This window comes from Methanothermobacter defluvii, assembly GCF_003385755.1.
GTDB classification, from domain to species: domain Archaea; phylum Methanobacteriota; class Methanobacteria; order Methanobacteriales; family Methanothermobacteraceae; genus Methanothermobacter; species Methanothermobacter thermautotrophicus.
Genome location: NZ_QREL01000002.1, coordinates 221,148 through 238,059 on the forward strand (window position 1 = coordinate 221,148; position 16,912 = coordinate 238,059).

10 protein-coding genes are annotated in these 16,912 nt (G+C 49.7%); 5 read left to right on the top strand and 5 right to left on the bottom strand.

Annotation, left to right across the window (positions count from 1 at the left end):
- Positions 1 to 40: 40 nt before the first annotated feature.
- Together C7452_RS06920 and C7452_RS06925 are read right to left on the bottom strand one after the other, a co-directional pair.
- Positions 41 to 2,761 carry a cation-translocating P-type ATPase gene (locus tag C7452_RS06920; protein WP_170130322.1) on the bottom strand — a complete coding sequence of 907 codons (2,721 nt, stop codon included), beginning with the start codon at positions 2,759 to 2,761 and terminating at the stop codon, positions 41 to 43.
- A gap of 164 nt (positions 2,762 to 2,925) precedes the next feature.
- Entirely contained in the window at positions 2,926 to 4,116 is a 1,191-nt protein-coding gene (locus tag C7452_RS06925; RefSeq protein WP_048061074.1) for a redox-regulated ATPase YchF, read from the bottom strand.
- Between the two features lie 134 nt (positions 4,117 to 4,250).
- Here C7452_RS06925 and C7452_RS06930 point away from each other — a divergent pair, with 134 nt between their 5' ends.
- Complete coding sequence (locus tag C7452_RS06930; protein ID WP_010877124.1) at positions 4,251 to 4,874, top strand: cobalt-precorrin-7 (C(5))-methyltransferase; 624 nt, start codon at positions 4,251 to 4,253, stop codon at positions 4,872 to 4,874.
- A gap of 418 nt (positions 4,875 to 5,292) precedes the next feature.
- Complete coding sequence (locus C7452_RS06935) at positions 5,293 to 9,411, top strand: SBBP repeat-containing protein (RefSeq protein WP_245942886.1); 4,119 nt, start codon at positions 5,293 to 5,295, stop codon at positions 9,409 to 9,411.
- Positions 9,412 to 9,572: 161 nt separating this feature from the next.
- Here the strand turns inward: C7452_RS06935 and C7452_RS06940 are convergent, their stop codons facing one another.
- On the bottom strand, positions 9,573 to 10,598 hold the full coding sequence (locus tag C7452_RS06940) for a H(2)-dependent methylenetetrahydromethanopterin dehydrogenase-related protein (protein ID WP_048061073.1): 1,026 nt from the start codon (positions 10,596 to 10,598) through the stop codon (positions 9,573 to 9,575).
- Between the two features lie 325 nt (positions 10,599 to 10,923).
- Positions 10,924 to 11,898: a TRC40/GET3/ArsA family transport-energizing ATPase gene (locus tag C7452_RS06945; RefSeq protein ID WP_010877121.1), complete on the bottom strand. Its 975-nt coding sequence runs from the start codon at positions 11,896 to 11,898 to the stop codon at positions 10,924 to 10,926.
- Between the two features lie 133 nt (positions 11,899 to 12,031).
- Here C7452_RS06945 and C7452_RS06950 point away from each other — a divergent pair, with 133 nt between their 5' ends.
- The 3 genes from C7452_RS06950 to leuS are packed head-to-tail and all read left to right on the top strand — an operon-like array spanning position 12,032 to position 15,964.
- A complete protein-coding gene (locus tag C7452_RS06950; RefSeq protein ID WP_115892657.1) occupies positions 12,032 to 12,832 on the top strand; it encodes an NAD+ synthase in 801 nt (266 codons plus the stop codon).
- A complete protein-coding gene (gene cutA / locus C7452_RS06955; RefSeq protein WP_010877119.1) occupies positions 12,820 to 13,137 on the top strand; it encodes a divalent-cation tolerance protein CutA in 318 nt (105 codons plus the stop codon). The genes C7452_RS06950 and cutA overlap by 13 nt, the downstream gene beginning before the upstream one ends.
- Positions 13,118 to 15,964, top strand: a complete 2,847-nt coding sequence (gene leuS / locus C7452_RS06960) for a leucine--tRNA ligase (RefSeq protein WP_048061305.1) — start codon at positions 13,118 to 13,120, stop codon at positions 15,962 to 15,964. Before cutA ends, leuS begins: the two co-directional genes overlap by 20 nt.
- Positions 15,965 to 16,130: 166 nt before the next feature.
- Here leuS and C7452_RS06965 read toward each other — a convergent pair whose 3' ends face one another.
- Positions 16,131 to 16,904: a fumarylacetoacetate hydrolase family protein gene (locus C7452_RS06965; protein ID WP_048061071.1), complete on the bottom strand. Its 774-nt coding sequence runs from the start codon at positions 16,902 to 16,904 to the stop codon at positions 16,131 to 16,133.
- Positions 16,905 to 16,912 lie beyond the last annotated feature (8 nt).

The window sequence follows — 16,912 nt, forward strand, 5'->3', positions numbered from 1 at the left end:
CCTGGCCCTATAAATTAGTATCCCTGACAATCCATGATGTTCAGGCCAGCCTCCTCTGTATGAACTTCCTCATCTCATCTGTCAGAAAGACGATGGGTGTGAAGAGTATCAGGATGAACCACTCCCGGATTCCGGGTGGGGATGTGCCGAAGATGGGCTGCAGTGGTGGCAGATAGATAACAAGGAGCATCACCGAGATTGCAAAGACCATACCTGCCGGTATCCACCTGTTCCTCAGGAGGCCCACCTCAAGTGCTGATGAACGGAGGGTCTGTGAGGAGAGAAGATTGCCCAGCTGTGCCATGACTATACCTGCAAAGACCGCCGTGGTGGCCCTCATGTAGAGGGGATCGCTGGCTGAAAGTTCCTGTCCTGGAAGCCATCCCCCTGAATAGAGAACCAGGAAGTATGCTGCCATGATGAGGGCTGCCTCAATTGTTCCTGTGAACAGGTAACCCCTCAGGATGACCTCCCTGTTAAGGAGCCTCTCTGAGGGGGGTCTCGGTGGCAGTTTCATCACATCAGACTCCGGTGGGGATCTTCCAAGGGCCAGGGCCGGTAGGGTGTCTGTTCCAAGGTCTATTGCGAGTATCTGCATTATGGTTATTGGGAGGGGTATGCTGAAGAGAACCATCATGATAAATGGGACTATCTCAGCTGTCTCATGAGAAAATATGTAGGTTATGAACTTCCTTATATTCTCATAGACCGTACGACCCTCCCTGACCGCGGTCACGATACTTGCAAAGTTGTCATCTGCAAGGACTATGTCTGCTGCCTCCTTTGCAACATCGGTGCCGCTCCCCATGGCAACACCTATATCTGCCTTCCTGAGGGCGGGTGCATCGTTAACACCGTCACCTGTCATGGCAACGATCTCATCTGAGTCCTCCAGGACAGATGCTATCCTCATCTTATGTTCAGGGACAGCCCTTGCGAATATAAGGTTCCTCTCCCTGGCCAGTATACCCCTGAGTTCGGTGTCTTTGAGCTTATCCAGCTCCTTTCCCTTGATTATTCTGCACTCACCCTCCACTATCCCGATCTCCCTGGCTATGGCCTCTGCTGTGAGACCATAGTCACCTGTTATCATTATGATCCTTATACCTGCAGTCTTGCAGTGCTCCACAGCCTCCTTAACCCCCTCCCTTGGTGGATCATGCATGGCTGCCATGCCCACCAGTACAAGGTCCCTCTCAACCTCACCGGGGTCCCTGACTTCAAGGTCCTCGGGGAGTTCCCGGTATGCGAAGGCAAGTACACGGAGACCCTTCGAGGCCATTTCATCATGTATGCCTATTATCCTTTCCTTCTCATCTGCATGGAGGGCTCTGACCCTCCCATCCACAGAAATGCGTTCCGATAATCCTATTATCTTCTTTGGCGCTCCCTTGACGTAGGCCACCCTCTTCCCTGATTTCTCATGGATTGAGGTCATTGATTTCCGCCTGGAGTCAAAGGGGAGCTCTGTTATCCTTGGCATCGCTTTGAGTTCTGCCTCAGCATCAAAGCCCAGCTTCTCGGCTGCAACAAGGAGGGCGCCCTCGGTTGAATCACCCAGCACACTCCATTCACCTTCCTCATGTATGAGGGCCGAATCGTTGCAGAAGGTGGCTGCCCTCATGAGCAGCTTCAGCTCGGCCATGTCCCTGTGGCTCACTGGTTCACCCCTGAAGAGGAACTGACCTTCTGGTCTGTAACCTGACCCTGTGACCTCGATGACCTTATGGGGGATCCATATTTTCCTGACCGTCATCTCACCCCTTGTGAGGGTCCCTGTCTTATCTGTGCATATGATTGTCGTTGATCCCAGTGTCTCCACACTGGAAAGTCTCTTCACAAGGGCGTTTTCCCGGGCCATCTTCCTTGCGGATGCCGCAAGTGAGAGTGTGACGCTCGGAAGAAGGCCCTCCGGGACGTTTGCAACCATCAAACCAATTGCGAATATGAATGCCGTTTCAAGGGGGAGTCTGACTATGTAAAGGTTCACCAGGAAGAGGATGACCCCCATGGCGACCGCCAGGGCCCCTATGATCCTTGCGGCCAGGGATATCTGTCGCTGGAGGGGGCTGGGCTCCTCACGCACCTCCTGTGTGAGTGTCGCTATCCTGCTGAACTCGGTGTCCCTGCCGGTTGCAAACACAGCGGCCCTTCCTGTACCTGAAGTCACCTGGGTGCCTGCAAACAGAATGTTCTCTGTGTCTATGTAGTTATCAGCCTCCCTGACCGGGTGTGATACCTTTCTCACAGGTTTTGATTCTCCTGTCAGTGCTGATGCATCCACCCTCAGGTTGTGTGATTCAAGGATCCTTGCGTCGGCCGGGACGGTGTCCCCCTCCTCAAGGATTATGATGTCCCCGTGCACGACATCAGCCGCGGGTATCAGAACCTCCTTTGAGGCCCTTATGACCTTAACCATCACAGGCAGAATGTTTTTAAGGGCCTCGGCTGCCTTTTCAGCCTCATATTCCTGCCAGAAACTGAAGAGTGCGTTTATGATTATAACCATTACAATGGCGACTGCAAGCTGGTAATTGCCTGTTATAAAGGACAGTATGGCTGCGATCCAGAGCAGCAGTGCAAGTACGTTGTAGAGGTTTGATAGAAAAAGCAGGATGAGTGGTCTCCTTTTGACCTCCTCAAGTTTGTTTGGACCGTGGATCTTGAGGCGTTTTTCCGCCTCCTGGGGGTCAAGGCCTGATTCTGATGTTTCAAGCCTCTGCAGGACCTCCTCCACTTCAAGTTCATATATGGCGGTCATGGTTAACACCACATTTACACTTGAAACACACCACCCTCATTATTAAATTAATGTAATACTCTCATCCCATACCCTTGGGGTTGCACAGCCACCAGCTTCATCAAGGGGACTTACACTTGAAATGCACCACTCATGTTATTAAATTAATGTGATATCCTATGAAACTATCTGCTGCATATAATGCTTATTATGTCCCCATCCTCCAGTTCATGGTCGGATGCGACCCTCATACCCTTTCTGGCATCCACCGCATGGAGGAAGGAGTCACCTATCTCCGTGTGTATCAGGTAGGCAAGGTCCCTTGGACTGGAGCCCCGCGGTACAAGGATGGCGTCTGGCAGCACATTCCCCTTCTGGTCAGTGAATCTGTGCTCATCCTCAACCGGGAAGACAACTATCATGTCCAGAAGATCAAATACGGCCCTGTTGATGGCCTCCTGGACACCTGTGCTTCCGTAAACCTCCAGGACATTTTCACGTATGTACTCAAGGGCCGCCCTCTGTTTATCTGTGAGCTTTGATTCATCGATTATCTCAAATTCACTGCCACCGGGGGTGTAACTGATTAAACCCGCCTCTGCTGCCCTTCTGAGGGCCAGTTCAGCCTCTGCAGATGCGGGTACCACGTGGGGGTAGGCATCCTTCAGGCGCTCAATATTCTCACCGGCTGAGGGAAGGTCAGCCTTATTTGCAACTATGAGCATTGGCTTTGCTATTCTGAGGAGCTCATCAAGGAACTGCAGAAGCTCATCCTTCCCCCATGAATAAACATCGGCATCCACCTTTCTTGATGCCTCAATGATGTCCTCAGGTGTTATTCCGGTACCTGAGAGCTGTTCATGTATGATTCGGTTCATGTCGAGCTTCTCTGAAGCAGCCTTTCTGAGGAGCCTCTCCCAGTTCCTCTCGAGGATCCCGTAGAGCCACATGGTTATCTCCTCCTCCAGGAACTCAACGTCCTCCAGGGGGTCGTGGCTTCCTGCTTCAACGGGTCTCCCCTCCTCATCGGTGGAACCCGAGGCGTCTATGACATGGAGAAATGCCCTCGCCTGTCTGAGGTCATCAAGGAACTTGTTCCCGAGGCCCCTCCCCTCATGGGCCCCTGGTACCAGGCCGGCGACGTCTATGAGCTCCACTGGTATTAGTCTGACACCATTGATGCACCGGGAGTTCCGGGGGTTGCATTCAACTCCAAGTTCCCTGCAGGGGCATCTGCAGGATGCATAGGCCACTGCATGGTTGGCATCGATTGTTGTGAAGGGATATGATGCAACCTCGGCCTCAGATAGGGTGGCTGCATTGAAGAATGATGATTTTCCAACGTTGGGTTTTCCTGTGACTGCAATCTGGATCATTGTTATCACATTAATAAGTAGTGCCGGGATATTATAATAAAATGTTGGTATGGGACACTCTCTTTAATGGAGAGATTGCTGAGACCCAGTGAATATCTGCCTCCGTGCTGATTTGATGGAATAGGGGTAATTTTATGACTCTGAACATAGTGGGAATAGGTCCAGGATCGCCGGATTACATCACACCCGCTGCAAAAAATGTGGTTATGAACTCAGAAGTTGTATTTGGAAGTCGCAGGGCCCTTGAACTTTTTCCATCCGCCAGAAAAACCGTGGTCCTCGGTGCCAGGGATATGGATGAGAAGTTAGGAAGGGCTGCTGAACTTGCAATCGCCATGGAGGTCTCCGTGCTCTCCACAGGCGACCCTGGATTTTCAGGGGTCCTCAAACCACTGAAAAGGATAATATCCTCCCGTGGACTCCCGGTGAGGGTGAAGGTGGTGCCTGGAATCAGCTCAATCCAGCTATGTGCTGCGAGGCTGCTGATACCCTGGGACGATGCAGATGTCATCACCCTTCATGGACGTGGCGAGGAGGGGATCCTGGATGTAATTGATAATGGGAGGCCAACCATAATCCTGCCCTCAAGGAATCCATCAAAGACAGCAGCATTCCTCATTGAATGCGGTCTTGACCCTGAAAGGAGGGTTGCTGTCTGTGAAAGGCTCAGCTATCCCGATGAGAGGGTCCTGAAATCAACACTGAGGGATGTGAGTGAATCTGAATTCAGTTACATGTCCATCCTCGTTGTCCTCTGAAGCCTTTATTTACCTCTAATTCCATCCCCTTCTCTGATATCCTGAAAACGACACATCAGCTGAAATATTCTGCCACCGAAGCCGTGACTGTATATAACGAATTTTCAGCTGCTGATGCTCCGGATGTTTTCTGAGGCTGATTAATACTGAATAATCCTCTATTAATAAAAATCCTTTTTAGATTGTCCCTCTTATTGTATAACTTCATGAAAACATCCAGTTTATTTTTTTGAAGTGTAAAGATAATTTCTTAATTTCAAGATCAAACCGTAAATTATATTCATTATAACTGTGAGAATAAAGTTCACCTTTGGGAGGTGATAAAATAGACCTATATAAAAGGTTTTCTATTCTGTTTTGCACCATATTCCTCCTACTGATACTGCAGGGTACAGTAGCTGCAGAATCAAACTATACAGTGGACTATTCAACATACCTCGGTGACAAAGTCGTTGACGAGGCACGTGACGTCTATGTGGACGACTCAGGGTACATCTATGTGACCGGATCTACACATGTAAATGGATCCAAGGATGTATTCGTCACCAAATTTAACGTGACAAGAGAAGTCATATACCACACAATATTAACTGACACATCAGGAGACGACTGGGGCCACAGAATAGTTGCAGATGGAGATGGATACGCCTACGTTGTGGGCGAGATAAACCATGACGGTCTGAAGGTTGCGGATGCCTTCATATCAAAAATAGACCCCTCAGGCAAAGAAGTTAAGAGGGTATACATTGGCGGCTCAGGCTATGACGTTGCAAAGGGCCTTGCCATCGATTATGAGGGCAACATTTACGTCAGTGGCTACACAATTTCAACCGTCCTCAATGTATCCGAGCTGGGTGGGGGTACAGCCAGAGTGCCTGGGACCAACCCAAACGCAACTCCACTGACAGACTGGACCTATCATGGTGGATACGATGCATTTCTTGCCAGGTTCGACCAGGACCTCAATCCTGTCAATCTAAGATACTTTGGGGGATCATGGGACGACTACTGCCAGGGTATCGCCATTGACTATGCAGGTAACATATACATTACGGGATACACCTACTCAGATGACTTTCCAGTGACATTTGATGCCATATCCGGTGATAAAAGGGGAACCACCGATATATTTCTATCAAGATTCACTCCAGACCTGAATTGTGATTATTCAACCTATCTTGGAGGTTCAGGACCGGATTTCTGTTATTCAATTATATCCAGGGACTCCCGGATTTACCTCGCAGGTAAAACCAATTCATCTGACTTCCCTGTGACACCAAACGCCTACCAGAAAACAAGGAACGGCTCCAGTGACGGTTTCATCATGGTATTCAATGACTACTCAGTGGAATACTCAACCTATCTCGGTGGGCGCGGAGACGACTCAATAAACGATATCACACAGGACATCCTTGGAAACCTCTACCTCACAGGTTGGACAGGATCAGATAACTTCCCCTTAACACCCGGAGCATACGACAGTTCCTTAAGTGGTGTGGATGCCTTCGTTATGAAATTCAGCATCCCGAAAGGCGTCCTCTACAGCTCCTACCTGGGGGGCATTGAGGCAGACCAGGGCTACGGTGTGGCGGTTGACAGGTACCAGAACATCTATGTTGCAGGGAAAACCTGGTCCTCAAATTTCACGGTAACTCCAGATGCCTGCAAAAAGAATCTCACAGGACTCTCAGATGGTTTCCTTACAAGATTCACACCATTCATAATAAGCAACATCAGCGTGACACCCCTCAACGGGACAGGACCCCTCACAGTAACCCTTAGAGGTAACATAACCAACTGCGGTGATTCCACAGGGTGGTACAGACTTGACCTCTACATAAACGGTTACAGGACTGCTGGAAAGTGGGTCGAGGTTGGTTCACTGGAAACAGAGCCCTTCGAGTTTGAATACACCCTGAGAAACAGCAGGGCATATTCTGTGGGTGTGAACAACTTCCCACCAGCAACTGTGAGGGTATTCCTCGGGCCCCTGATAATCCCAGAGAACCTCCGGGTGACACCATCAGGTGGCCAGGAGCCCCTGAAGGTGAATGTGACAGCTGACCTTGTAAACTACGGCGACCTTCCAGACAGCTACACAGCAGAACTTTACATTGACGGGGTGCTCCTTGACAGCAGGAATGTCACCGTGAACGCCAGCAGCAGGACCACCGTATCCTTCAACAGGACCCTTGCAGCAGGCCTATATGAGATCACCATAAACGACCTTGAACCCGAGCTGGTCTATGTCATGGAGGGGGAGAAGTTCTACATAGAAAACTTCACACTGACACCCCAGAGCGGAGCAGCACCACTGACGGTTACGGTCAGCGCCATGATCACCAATATCGATTCAAATCCAAGGAGTTACACAGCCACCATATACGTCAACGGTGTTCCCGATCACACGAAGGTCCTCAATATTCCAGGTGAAAGCACGGTACCCTTCAGCACCAGCATACTCCTTCCTGATAGAGGATTATACACGATATCACTCAACAATAATGTCTCAGGAACCGTCAGGGTCCTCAGTGAGGCCAACTTCACACTATCCAATGTTACAGTTTCCCCGGTGGAGGGCAAATCACCACTCAACGTGACTGTCACTGCAATAGTAAGGAACAACGGTGACCTAGCAGGTGATTTCGCAGTGACGCTCTACCTTGATGATGTAGCCTGGGAAACCAGAACCGTCAGTGTCCCTGGTAAGAGTTCGGTGCTGGTTTCATTCAAAAAGGAGCTCGCCTTTCCAGGTGAATACCGTCTGCGTTTGAACTCAGGCACTGATGTGACTATCAGGGTCCTTGAGCCTGATCCAACGATCACAGGGTTCAATGTCACGCCTGTGACAGGCCCGGCCCCATTAAGTGTAAGGGCGTCCCTGAACGTGACAAATCCCCACGACCTGGTTATAGGTTTCACTGCAAGGCTAATGGTTGATGGTGTGGTCGTCCAGGAGAACATTGTGAGTCTCAGTCCGGGCGAAACAAGGGAAATCGCCATGGGGACACTTCTAACCCCTGGAAACCATACTGTGGGAATCAATGAGTTCAGTAAAATCGTGCGTGTCCTTAGACCTGCCAGCATAACCCTCTCAGATCTGCGCGTGACACCATCTTCAGGTTTCAGCCCTCTTACCATAACAGCCACTGCCACTGCCAGGAACACCGGCGAGGTTGACGGGAATTACACTGCAGTCCTCTACATCAACGGTCTGGCTGTGGATGAGAAGAATGTTACAGTTGGGGCCGGTAGAAGCGTCCAGGTGGCATTTAATCACACCATAGAAAATGCCGGAATATACCTGGCTGGAATAGGATCTCTAACCCCACTTGATGTGAGGGTACTCAGTGAACCTGCAATCTCAAACCTCAGTGCCACACCACTCACCGGTGTTTCACCACACAGGATAATAGTCACGGCCCTGGTAAGCACCACTGAGGAGGGGTCTGGAAACTACACTGCAGGGCTCTACATTGACGGTGTGAATGTCCAGAACAGGACCGTTAGGGTCACAGGTCCGGGTTCAGTGCTTGTTAGCTTCACAGCGGATATCAGTGAACCAGGTGAGCACCAGGTGACTGTCAATTCCCTTTCCCCGGTCACGGTGAGGGTTCTAAGACCCGCAACCTTCATTGTTGACAGCCTAACTGTTTCACCATCCACCGGAGTCATACCCTTCAGAGTCAATGCATCTGTAAGGGTGACCAACATCGGAGACATTGCCGGTAACTACACCGCAAGGCTCTACATTGACGGTGTGAATGTCCAGAACAGGACCGTTAACGTGCCTGCCGGTGGGGATGTCACAGTGTCATTCACATACAATATAACGCAGAGGGGCAACCACACGGTGTGGATAGATAATCCGCCCGGCATCAATGTGAACGCACTGAAACCAGCCACACTTGAGATAAGATCATTCAGTGTTACACCGGGAAGCGCTGTGGGGTCAGTGAACGCAAATGTCAGTGCAGAGATTGAAAACAGTGGTGACCTTGAAGGGGAATTCAGCATACCATTCTACCTAAACGGGTCACTCATAAGGAACGAAACCATCAGACTCGGACCCGGCGAGAGAGGAAACATAAACTTCCAGCAGTACCTATCCGGACCTGGTGTCTACACCTTCAGTCTGGGTAACCTCAGGAACAGCACAGTATACGTTAACCCGGCCAGAAGAACATACTCCTTCACATTCAGGAATACAGGAAAGTACACCACCACAGTGACATACTATGTGACGGTTTATTCATCAACCGGTGCAAAACTTGGATACCGGACATTCAAGTTCACACTGAAACCCGGCAGAAGCTACTCAGCAACCATCGGATACTACCCATACGATGCAAGGATAGTGACAACAAGGAAGATCTACAACCCGAGCAGGTACACCAGGACCATAAAACTCTCAGAGACCTTCAGAGCCGACACACTATCAGCAACGCTCAACTACAGCAACACCATAAGGGGTTACAGGTACGTGTACATAACAAAGACCTTCAGGGCGGTTAATATGAGAATAACCGTAACCTGATCTTTTTATTTTTTTCTAAACTTATTCTGGATTAAAGCATCGATCCAGGCTTCTACTAAAAAATTTATTCTGGATAACATCAAATCAGGAAAAAATCAGCTGCCCCCGAATAATCAGTCTCAAAAAAAATTGTTGCACAAAATAAGATTAAGGAAAAATTATTATTCAAACATCTTCCTCATGCAGCGCCTTATTGTACCCTCGGCAGCCTTTCCACCCATGAGGTTCTTTATCTCCTTTGCAAGGGCCTGTGCAGCAACCAGATCCGTGTGCCTGATCTCACCCTTCTCTATCCATTTATTTACCTCATCATCAAGGTCTGATAGGGTGTTGAGTGCTGCATCCAGTTCCTCCTGCTCCTCAAGGAGGTGCATTGATTTAGCGCTCCTCACAAGGAGTTCAGGGTTCATGGCCTTGAGCATTCCATTAACACCTGAGGTTTCAACGAGTGAAGCTATGGTCTGGAGTGTCATGAGGATCTGCTTTTCAACCATCTCCTTGGGGGCCCTGATTATCTGTGTACCCACATAGTAGTAGTCAAGGACACCTGAAAGTGTGACCGCTGTAACAAGTGACCCCATATCTGCAACTGCACTTGATACGTCGGCTGGTACAACATAGGCTACCTTACCGCAGCTTTCAGCGAGTTCAACGCATCTTGATATCTGTTCATCTGTTGCTATGTCAAGTTCACTGCTTGAGTGACCCCCTATGACATAGTGGCCGTGCTGTGGTGTACCAGGGACGGCTGCAGGGTGCATTGATGCTATACCCAGGTCCTTACGATCCCTTCTAAGCTCCCTTTCAAGTACGTAGTAGAGTACCACAGGTGAGACCGTACAGGTGTTTGCTATGACAGCCCCCTCTGGCAGGTGATTTGTTATGTTCTTTGCTATCTCAAAGGTCTTCTTACCGAAGGGTGTGAAGAGTACTGCTATTTCAGCCTCACTGGCTGCCTCTGCATCGTTGTCTGTTACTGTGACCCCTGCATCCTCAACCACCTTCCAGTGTGCATCATCCAGCATATCCCTTGCTGGTTCTGCCAGTACAACGTCATGTCCGGCCTCTGCAAATTCAATTGCCATTCTGCTTCCACCGTAGGGTGCCTCACCCCCATATTTTTCAGGCAAGTTCAGCTGGTCCACATAAAGTTTCTGGTTACCCGCGCCATAAACTGCAACTTTCATAGTGCTCACCTAACATTAATATATTGTTAAGTAATTTGAATGAATATTATAAATTTTGGCATTTTTTTCTTTGAAAAAATTAGGAGCCCCCAGCATCCTAAAATACATTAAGAAGTCAAAAATTATTTTAAAATTTGATATACTCCCATTTAAATTCCATATTAAGATTTAAAGGTCTTAAATATGATATAAATTGAAATAATGACATCTGAGATGGAAAATTTTTTAATAAAAGATGGTGATTCTATAATACAGTGGCCTTAAAGGTGGTAAAAAGAGGAAAAATCAGGTGCTCAATGTACTGATCATAAAAAATTTAAGGGATCTATTCTGGCTCGGGTTCGCCGTAAAGCTGCTCTGCTATCTTCTCCAGGGTTTCAATACCCTTTGCCTCCTTCTTGAGAAGCGGGACCTCTGCAACCACCTTATCACTGAATTTCTCCCGGATCTGCTTAAGCCTCTCCTGCTGGAGTTTTCTGCGGGCATTACAGAACTCGCAGTCGCTCTCCTCCGGGAGGACCTGGTTCACTATTACGCCGTCGGCGTGGATACTGTACTTCTCGAGGGCCTTCATTGCCCTCTCTGACTCGTAGATGGACATCTCCTCAGGGATGACAACCATCTTGAAGGATGTCCTCTCAGGGTCTGACATGACCTCCCTTGCAGCGTTTATCTGCTTCTTGGTGGCCTCCATGTCCTGCAGCGCCCTGTCCTCCTCTTCCTCATCACCCATGAATGGGAGTATGTTCTTGAAGGCCTTGGCCATGCTTCCTATCTGCCTCCTTATCTTTATCATCTTCCCGACCCATGAGTCCATTATTTCAGGGAAGGATAGGAGGCGGAGGGTGTGACCGGTTGGTGCCGTGTCAAAGATAACGATGTCGTATTCATCGGTTGTCATGTACCTCAGGAACTGGTCGAAGGCCGCAGCCTCATCGATACCCGGGGACATTGATGCCATGTCCATCTGGTCCTGGAGCATATCCAGGCCCATGCCAGGGTTCATTGCAGCCTGTTCCTGAAGTTTTGCCTGGTACTCCTCCATTGCAACCTCAGGGTCTATCTCAACCGCATAGAGGTTCTCGGTTATCTTTGTGGGGGTGTGGCCTATCTCCCTCTCCAGTGAATCTGAAAGTGAGTGTGCAGGGTCAGTTGAGATCACCAGGGTCTTTTTACCTGACCTTGCCATCCAGAGGGCTGTTGCAGCCGATATGGTTGTCTTACCAACTCCTCCCTTTCCACCTATGAATACAAATGTTGTTTTGCCCTTATTGAACTTGAAGAGATCCTTAAATGCCATTATACTCCTCCTGTAAAATTAATCATCGATCCAAGATCAGCATCACTGATATAAGTTTTTCTACCTCTTTTGATAGTTATATAAAATATACCCTACTTACTTTTAACCATTGCTGTTTGATGAGAGTGGTTCCATGAAGTGTGTTCCCGGGCTTTGTTCTGAAGTGGTATCGGTAATAGAGGATTTCATAAGGCAGAAGGTGGCTGAGAGTGGAGCCAGCGGTGTGGTGCTGGGGCTCAGTGGTGGTGTGGACTCAAGCACAGTAGCATACCTTGCAGTTAATGCTCTGGGACCTGACAGGGTCCTCGGGCTAATCATGCCATCCAGTACTACCCCCAGGGATGATCTGAGACATGCCAGGACCGTTGCAGATGAACTTGGAATTGAGAGTGAAACCATAGACATTGACCCCATCATAGAATCCCTCACTGGGCTCTGCAGCCACAATGCGAATGAACTGGCACTGGCAAACCTTAAACCAAGGGCCCGCATGGTGATCCTCTACTACCATGCCAACTCCCTGAACCGGCTCGTGGCAGGTACCGGTAACCGGACCGAGCTACTTCTGGGTTACTTCACCAAGTACGGTGATGGTGGAGTTGATATGCTACCCATCGGAGGACTGTACAAGGGACAGGTCCGTGAACTTGCGGGGAGGCTGGGTGTTCCCCCTGAGATAATAAAAAAACCTCCCACAGCCGGCCTCTGGCACGGCCAGACCGATGAGGAGGAACTCGGCATGAAGTACGATCTACTGGATGAACTCCTCTGCCTCCTGGTTGACAGGAAGCTCCCGGTGGAGGAGGTCGCATCCACCCTATCACTGCCACCCTCAGAGGTTGAAAGGATTGCCAGTATGGTTAAGGAATCGGAGCATAAACTGAAACCCCCTGAGGTCCCGGATATCTGGGAGGTGATGGAGTGTTCACACTGATCTACATAACAGCATCCTCAGTGGATGAATCAGCATCCATCGGACGTAAACTTGTTGAGGAGAGACTCGCTGCCTGTGTTAATATAATCCCCTCCATAAGGTCCATCTATCACTGGGAGGGAAGCATGGAGGAGGATGAAGAGTCAGCCCTCATTGTTAAAACGTCCCATGAACTGACCCCGCAAATAATTAAAAGAGTCAGGGAACTACATAGTTATGATAATCCATGCATAATATCAATTCCCATAACCGGGGGATCTCGTGATTACCTTGAATGGTTAGATGATGAAGTTAAAAGGCCATGATGGCGGTGATTCAGTGGATATTGAAAGAAAATGGCGTGATAGATGGAGAGATGCTGGCATATTTCAGGCTGACCCTGATGACAGAGAAAAGATATTCCTCACAGTCGCTTACCCCTACCCCAGTGGTGCGATGCACATAGGACACGGGAGGACCTACACTGTCCCTGATGTCTATGCACGGTTCAAGAGGATGCAGGGCTACAACGTCCTGTTTCCCATGGCCTGGCATGTCACAGGGGCCCCTGTCATAGGGATAGCGCGGAGGATTCAGAGGAAGGATCCCTGGACCCTCAAAATCTACAGGGAGGTCCACAGGGTCCCCGAGGATGAGCTTGAACGTTTCAGTGACCCTGAGTACATAGTTGAATACTTCAGCAGGGAATACCGGTCTGTTATGGAGGATATGGGCTACTCCATCGACTGGAGGCGTGAATTCAAAACCACGGATCCCACCTACAGCAGGTTCATACAGTGGCAGATAAGGAAGCTGAGGGACCTTGGCCTCGTAAGGAAGGGCGCCCATCCTGTTAAGTACTGCCCTGAATGTGAAAACCCTGTGGGTGACCATGACCTCCTTGAGGGTGAGGGGGTTGCCATAAACCAGCTCACACTCCTCAAATTCAAACTTGGAGACTCATACCTGGTCGCAGCCACCTTCAGGCCCGAGACAATCTATGGGGCCACCAACCTCTGGCTGAACCCTGATGAGGATTATGTGAGGGTTGAAACAGGTGGTGAGGAGTGGATAATAAGCAGGGCTGCCGTGGATAATCTTTCACACCAGAAACTGGACCTCAAGGTTTCCGGTGACGTCAACCCCGGGGACCTGATAGGGATGTGCGTGGAGAATCCTGTGACGGGCCAGGAACACCCCATACTCCCGGCTTCCTTCGTTGACCCTGAATATGCCACAGGTGTTGTGTTCTCTGTCCCTGCACATGCCCCTGCAGACTTCATAGCCCTTGAGGACCTCAGGACAGACCATGAACTCCTTGAAAGGTACGGTCTTGAGGATGTGGTTGCTGATATTGAGCCCGTGAATGTCATAGCAGTGGATGGCTACGGTGAGTTCCCGGCGGCCGAGGTTATAGAGAAATTTGGTGTCAGAAACCAGGAGGACCCCCGCCTTGAGGATGCCACCGGGGAGCTATACAAGATCGAGCATGCGAGGGGTGTTATGAGCAGCCACATCCCTGTCTATGGTGGTATGAAGGTCTCTGAGGCCCGTGAGGTCATCGCTGATGAACTGAAGGACCAGGGCCTTGCAGATGAGATGTATGAATTCGCTGAGCGACCTGTTATATGCCGCTGCGGTGGCAGGTGCGTTGTGAGGGTCATGGAGGACCAGTGGTTCATGAAGTACTCTGATGACGCCTGGAAGGACCTCGCCCACAGGTGCCTCGATGGCATGAAGATAATACCCGAGGAGGTCCGGGCCAACTTTGAATACTACATCGACTGGCTCAATGACTGGGCATGTTCAAGGAGGATAGGCCTTGGAACAAGGCTGCCCTGGGATGAGAGGTGGATCATCGAACCCCTCACAGACTCAACAATCTACATGGCATATTACACCATCGCACACCGCCTCAGGGAGATGGATGCCGGGGAGATGGACGATGAGTTCTTTGATGCCATATTCCTAGATGATTCAGGAACCTTTGAGGATCTCAGGGAGGAATTCCGGTACTGGTACCCCCTTGACTGGAGGCTCTCTGCAAAGGACCTCATAGGCAATCACCTGACATTCCATATATTCCACCACTCAGCCATATTCCCTGAGTCAGGGTGGCCCCGGGGGGCTGTGGTCTTTGGTATGGGCCTTCTTGAGGGCAACAAGATGTCATCCTCCAAGGGCAACGTCATACTCCTGAGGGATGCCATCGAGAAGCACGGTGCAGACGTGGTGCGGCTCTTCCTCATGTCCTCAGCAGAGCCATGGCAGGACTTTGACTGGAGGGAGAGTGAGGTCATCGGGACCCGCAGGAGGATTGAATGGTTCAGGGAATTCGGAGAGAGGGTCTCAGGTATCCTGGATGGTAGGCCAGTCCTCAGTGAGGTTACTCCAGCTGAACCTGAAAGCTTCATTGGAAGGTGGATGATGGGTCAGCTGAACCAGAGGATACGTGAAGCCACAAGGGCCCTTGAATCATTCCAGACAAGAAAGGCAGTTCAGGAGGCACTCTATCTCCTTAAAAAGGATGTTGACCACTACCTTAAGCGTGTTGAGGGTAGAGTTGATGATGAGGTTAAATCTGTCCTTGCAAACGTTCTGCACGCCTGGATAAGGCTCATGGCTCCATTCATACCCTACACTGCTGAGGAGATGTGGGAGAGGTATGGTGGTGAGGGTTTTGTAGCAGAAGCTCCATGGCCTGACTTCTCAGATGATGCAGAGAGCAGGGATGTGCAGGTTGCAGAGGAGATGGTCCAGAATACCGTTAGAGACATTCAGGAAATCATGAAGATCCTTGGATCCACCCCGGAGAGGGTCCACATATACACCTCACCAAAATGGAAATGGGATGTGCTAAGGGTCGCAGCAGAGGTAGGAAAACTAGATATGGGCTCCATAATGGGAAGGGTTTCAGCTGAGGGCATCCATGATAACATGAAGGAGGTTGCTGAATTTGTAAGGAGGATCATCAGGGACCTTGGTAAATCAGAGGTTACGGTGATAGACGAGTACAGCGTACTCATGGATGCATCTGATTACATTGAATCAGAGGTTGGAGCCAGGGTTGTGATACACAGCAAACCAGACTATGACCCTGAAAACAAGGCTGTGAATGCCGTTCCCCTGAAGCCAGCCATATACCTTGAATGATCCTCAGACAGCTCTTTTCCTAGAGTATAAATCCAGACCCATTTTTTCTCTTTTCTCTGCAAACATATGAAAAAATGAGAATTCCTCAAAAGAATATCCAGACCCATCTCTCTTTTCTCTGAAAAATTATGAAAAAAGAATCCTTTCTCAATGGTCGATAAAATCCTCAATCCATCCACACAGACCTTTCAACCCGGTTCACAAGGGTCCCCACACCCTCAACGGTGGCCCTCACGGTGTCCCCAGGTACCATCTGGCCCACGCCGGGAGGTGTGCCAGTTGCTATGACGTCCCCTGGCTCCAGTGTCATGACATGGGATATGAACTCGAGGAGCTCGTGGACCGTGAATATCATGTTAGACGTGTTTGAGGACTGTCTGACCTCTCCATTGAGTTTCAGGGATATATCAAGATTATCCGGAGTTACATCAGTCTCTATTACAGGCCCTATCGGGCAGAAGGTGTCAAAACTCTTTGCACGTGTCCACTGACCGTCCCTCCTCTGCAGGTCCCTTGCAGTTACATCATTGAGGACAGTGTAGCCTGCTATGAACTCAGATGCCGCCGAGGAGTCAACCCTCCGGGCCCTCTCTGATACGACGGCTGCAAGTTCAACCTCATAGTCAACTTCTGAGGACATCTCAGGATATATCACTGTGTCCCCAGAACCTATCACGGTTGTCGGCGGTTTAAGGAAGATGATCGGTTCATCCGGGATGTCCATTCCAAGTTCAGCGGCATGGTCCCTGTAGTTGAGGCCCACACAGACTACCTTGGATGGGGATACCGGTGGTAGTATCCTCACATCATCCAGTGAATGTTCAGCAATGACCTCAGGGTTATCTGAGAGGTATTCCTCCTCCCGGATCTCCAATATCCTTCTGTTCTCTGTGAACCCGTGAAGGAGCCTTCCATCCTTCATGAACCTCAGGAATTTCAATTCAATCA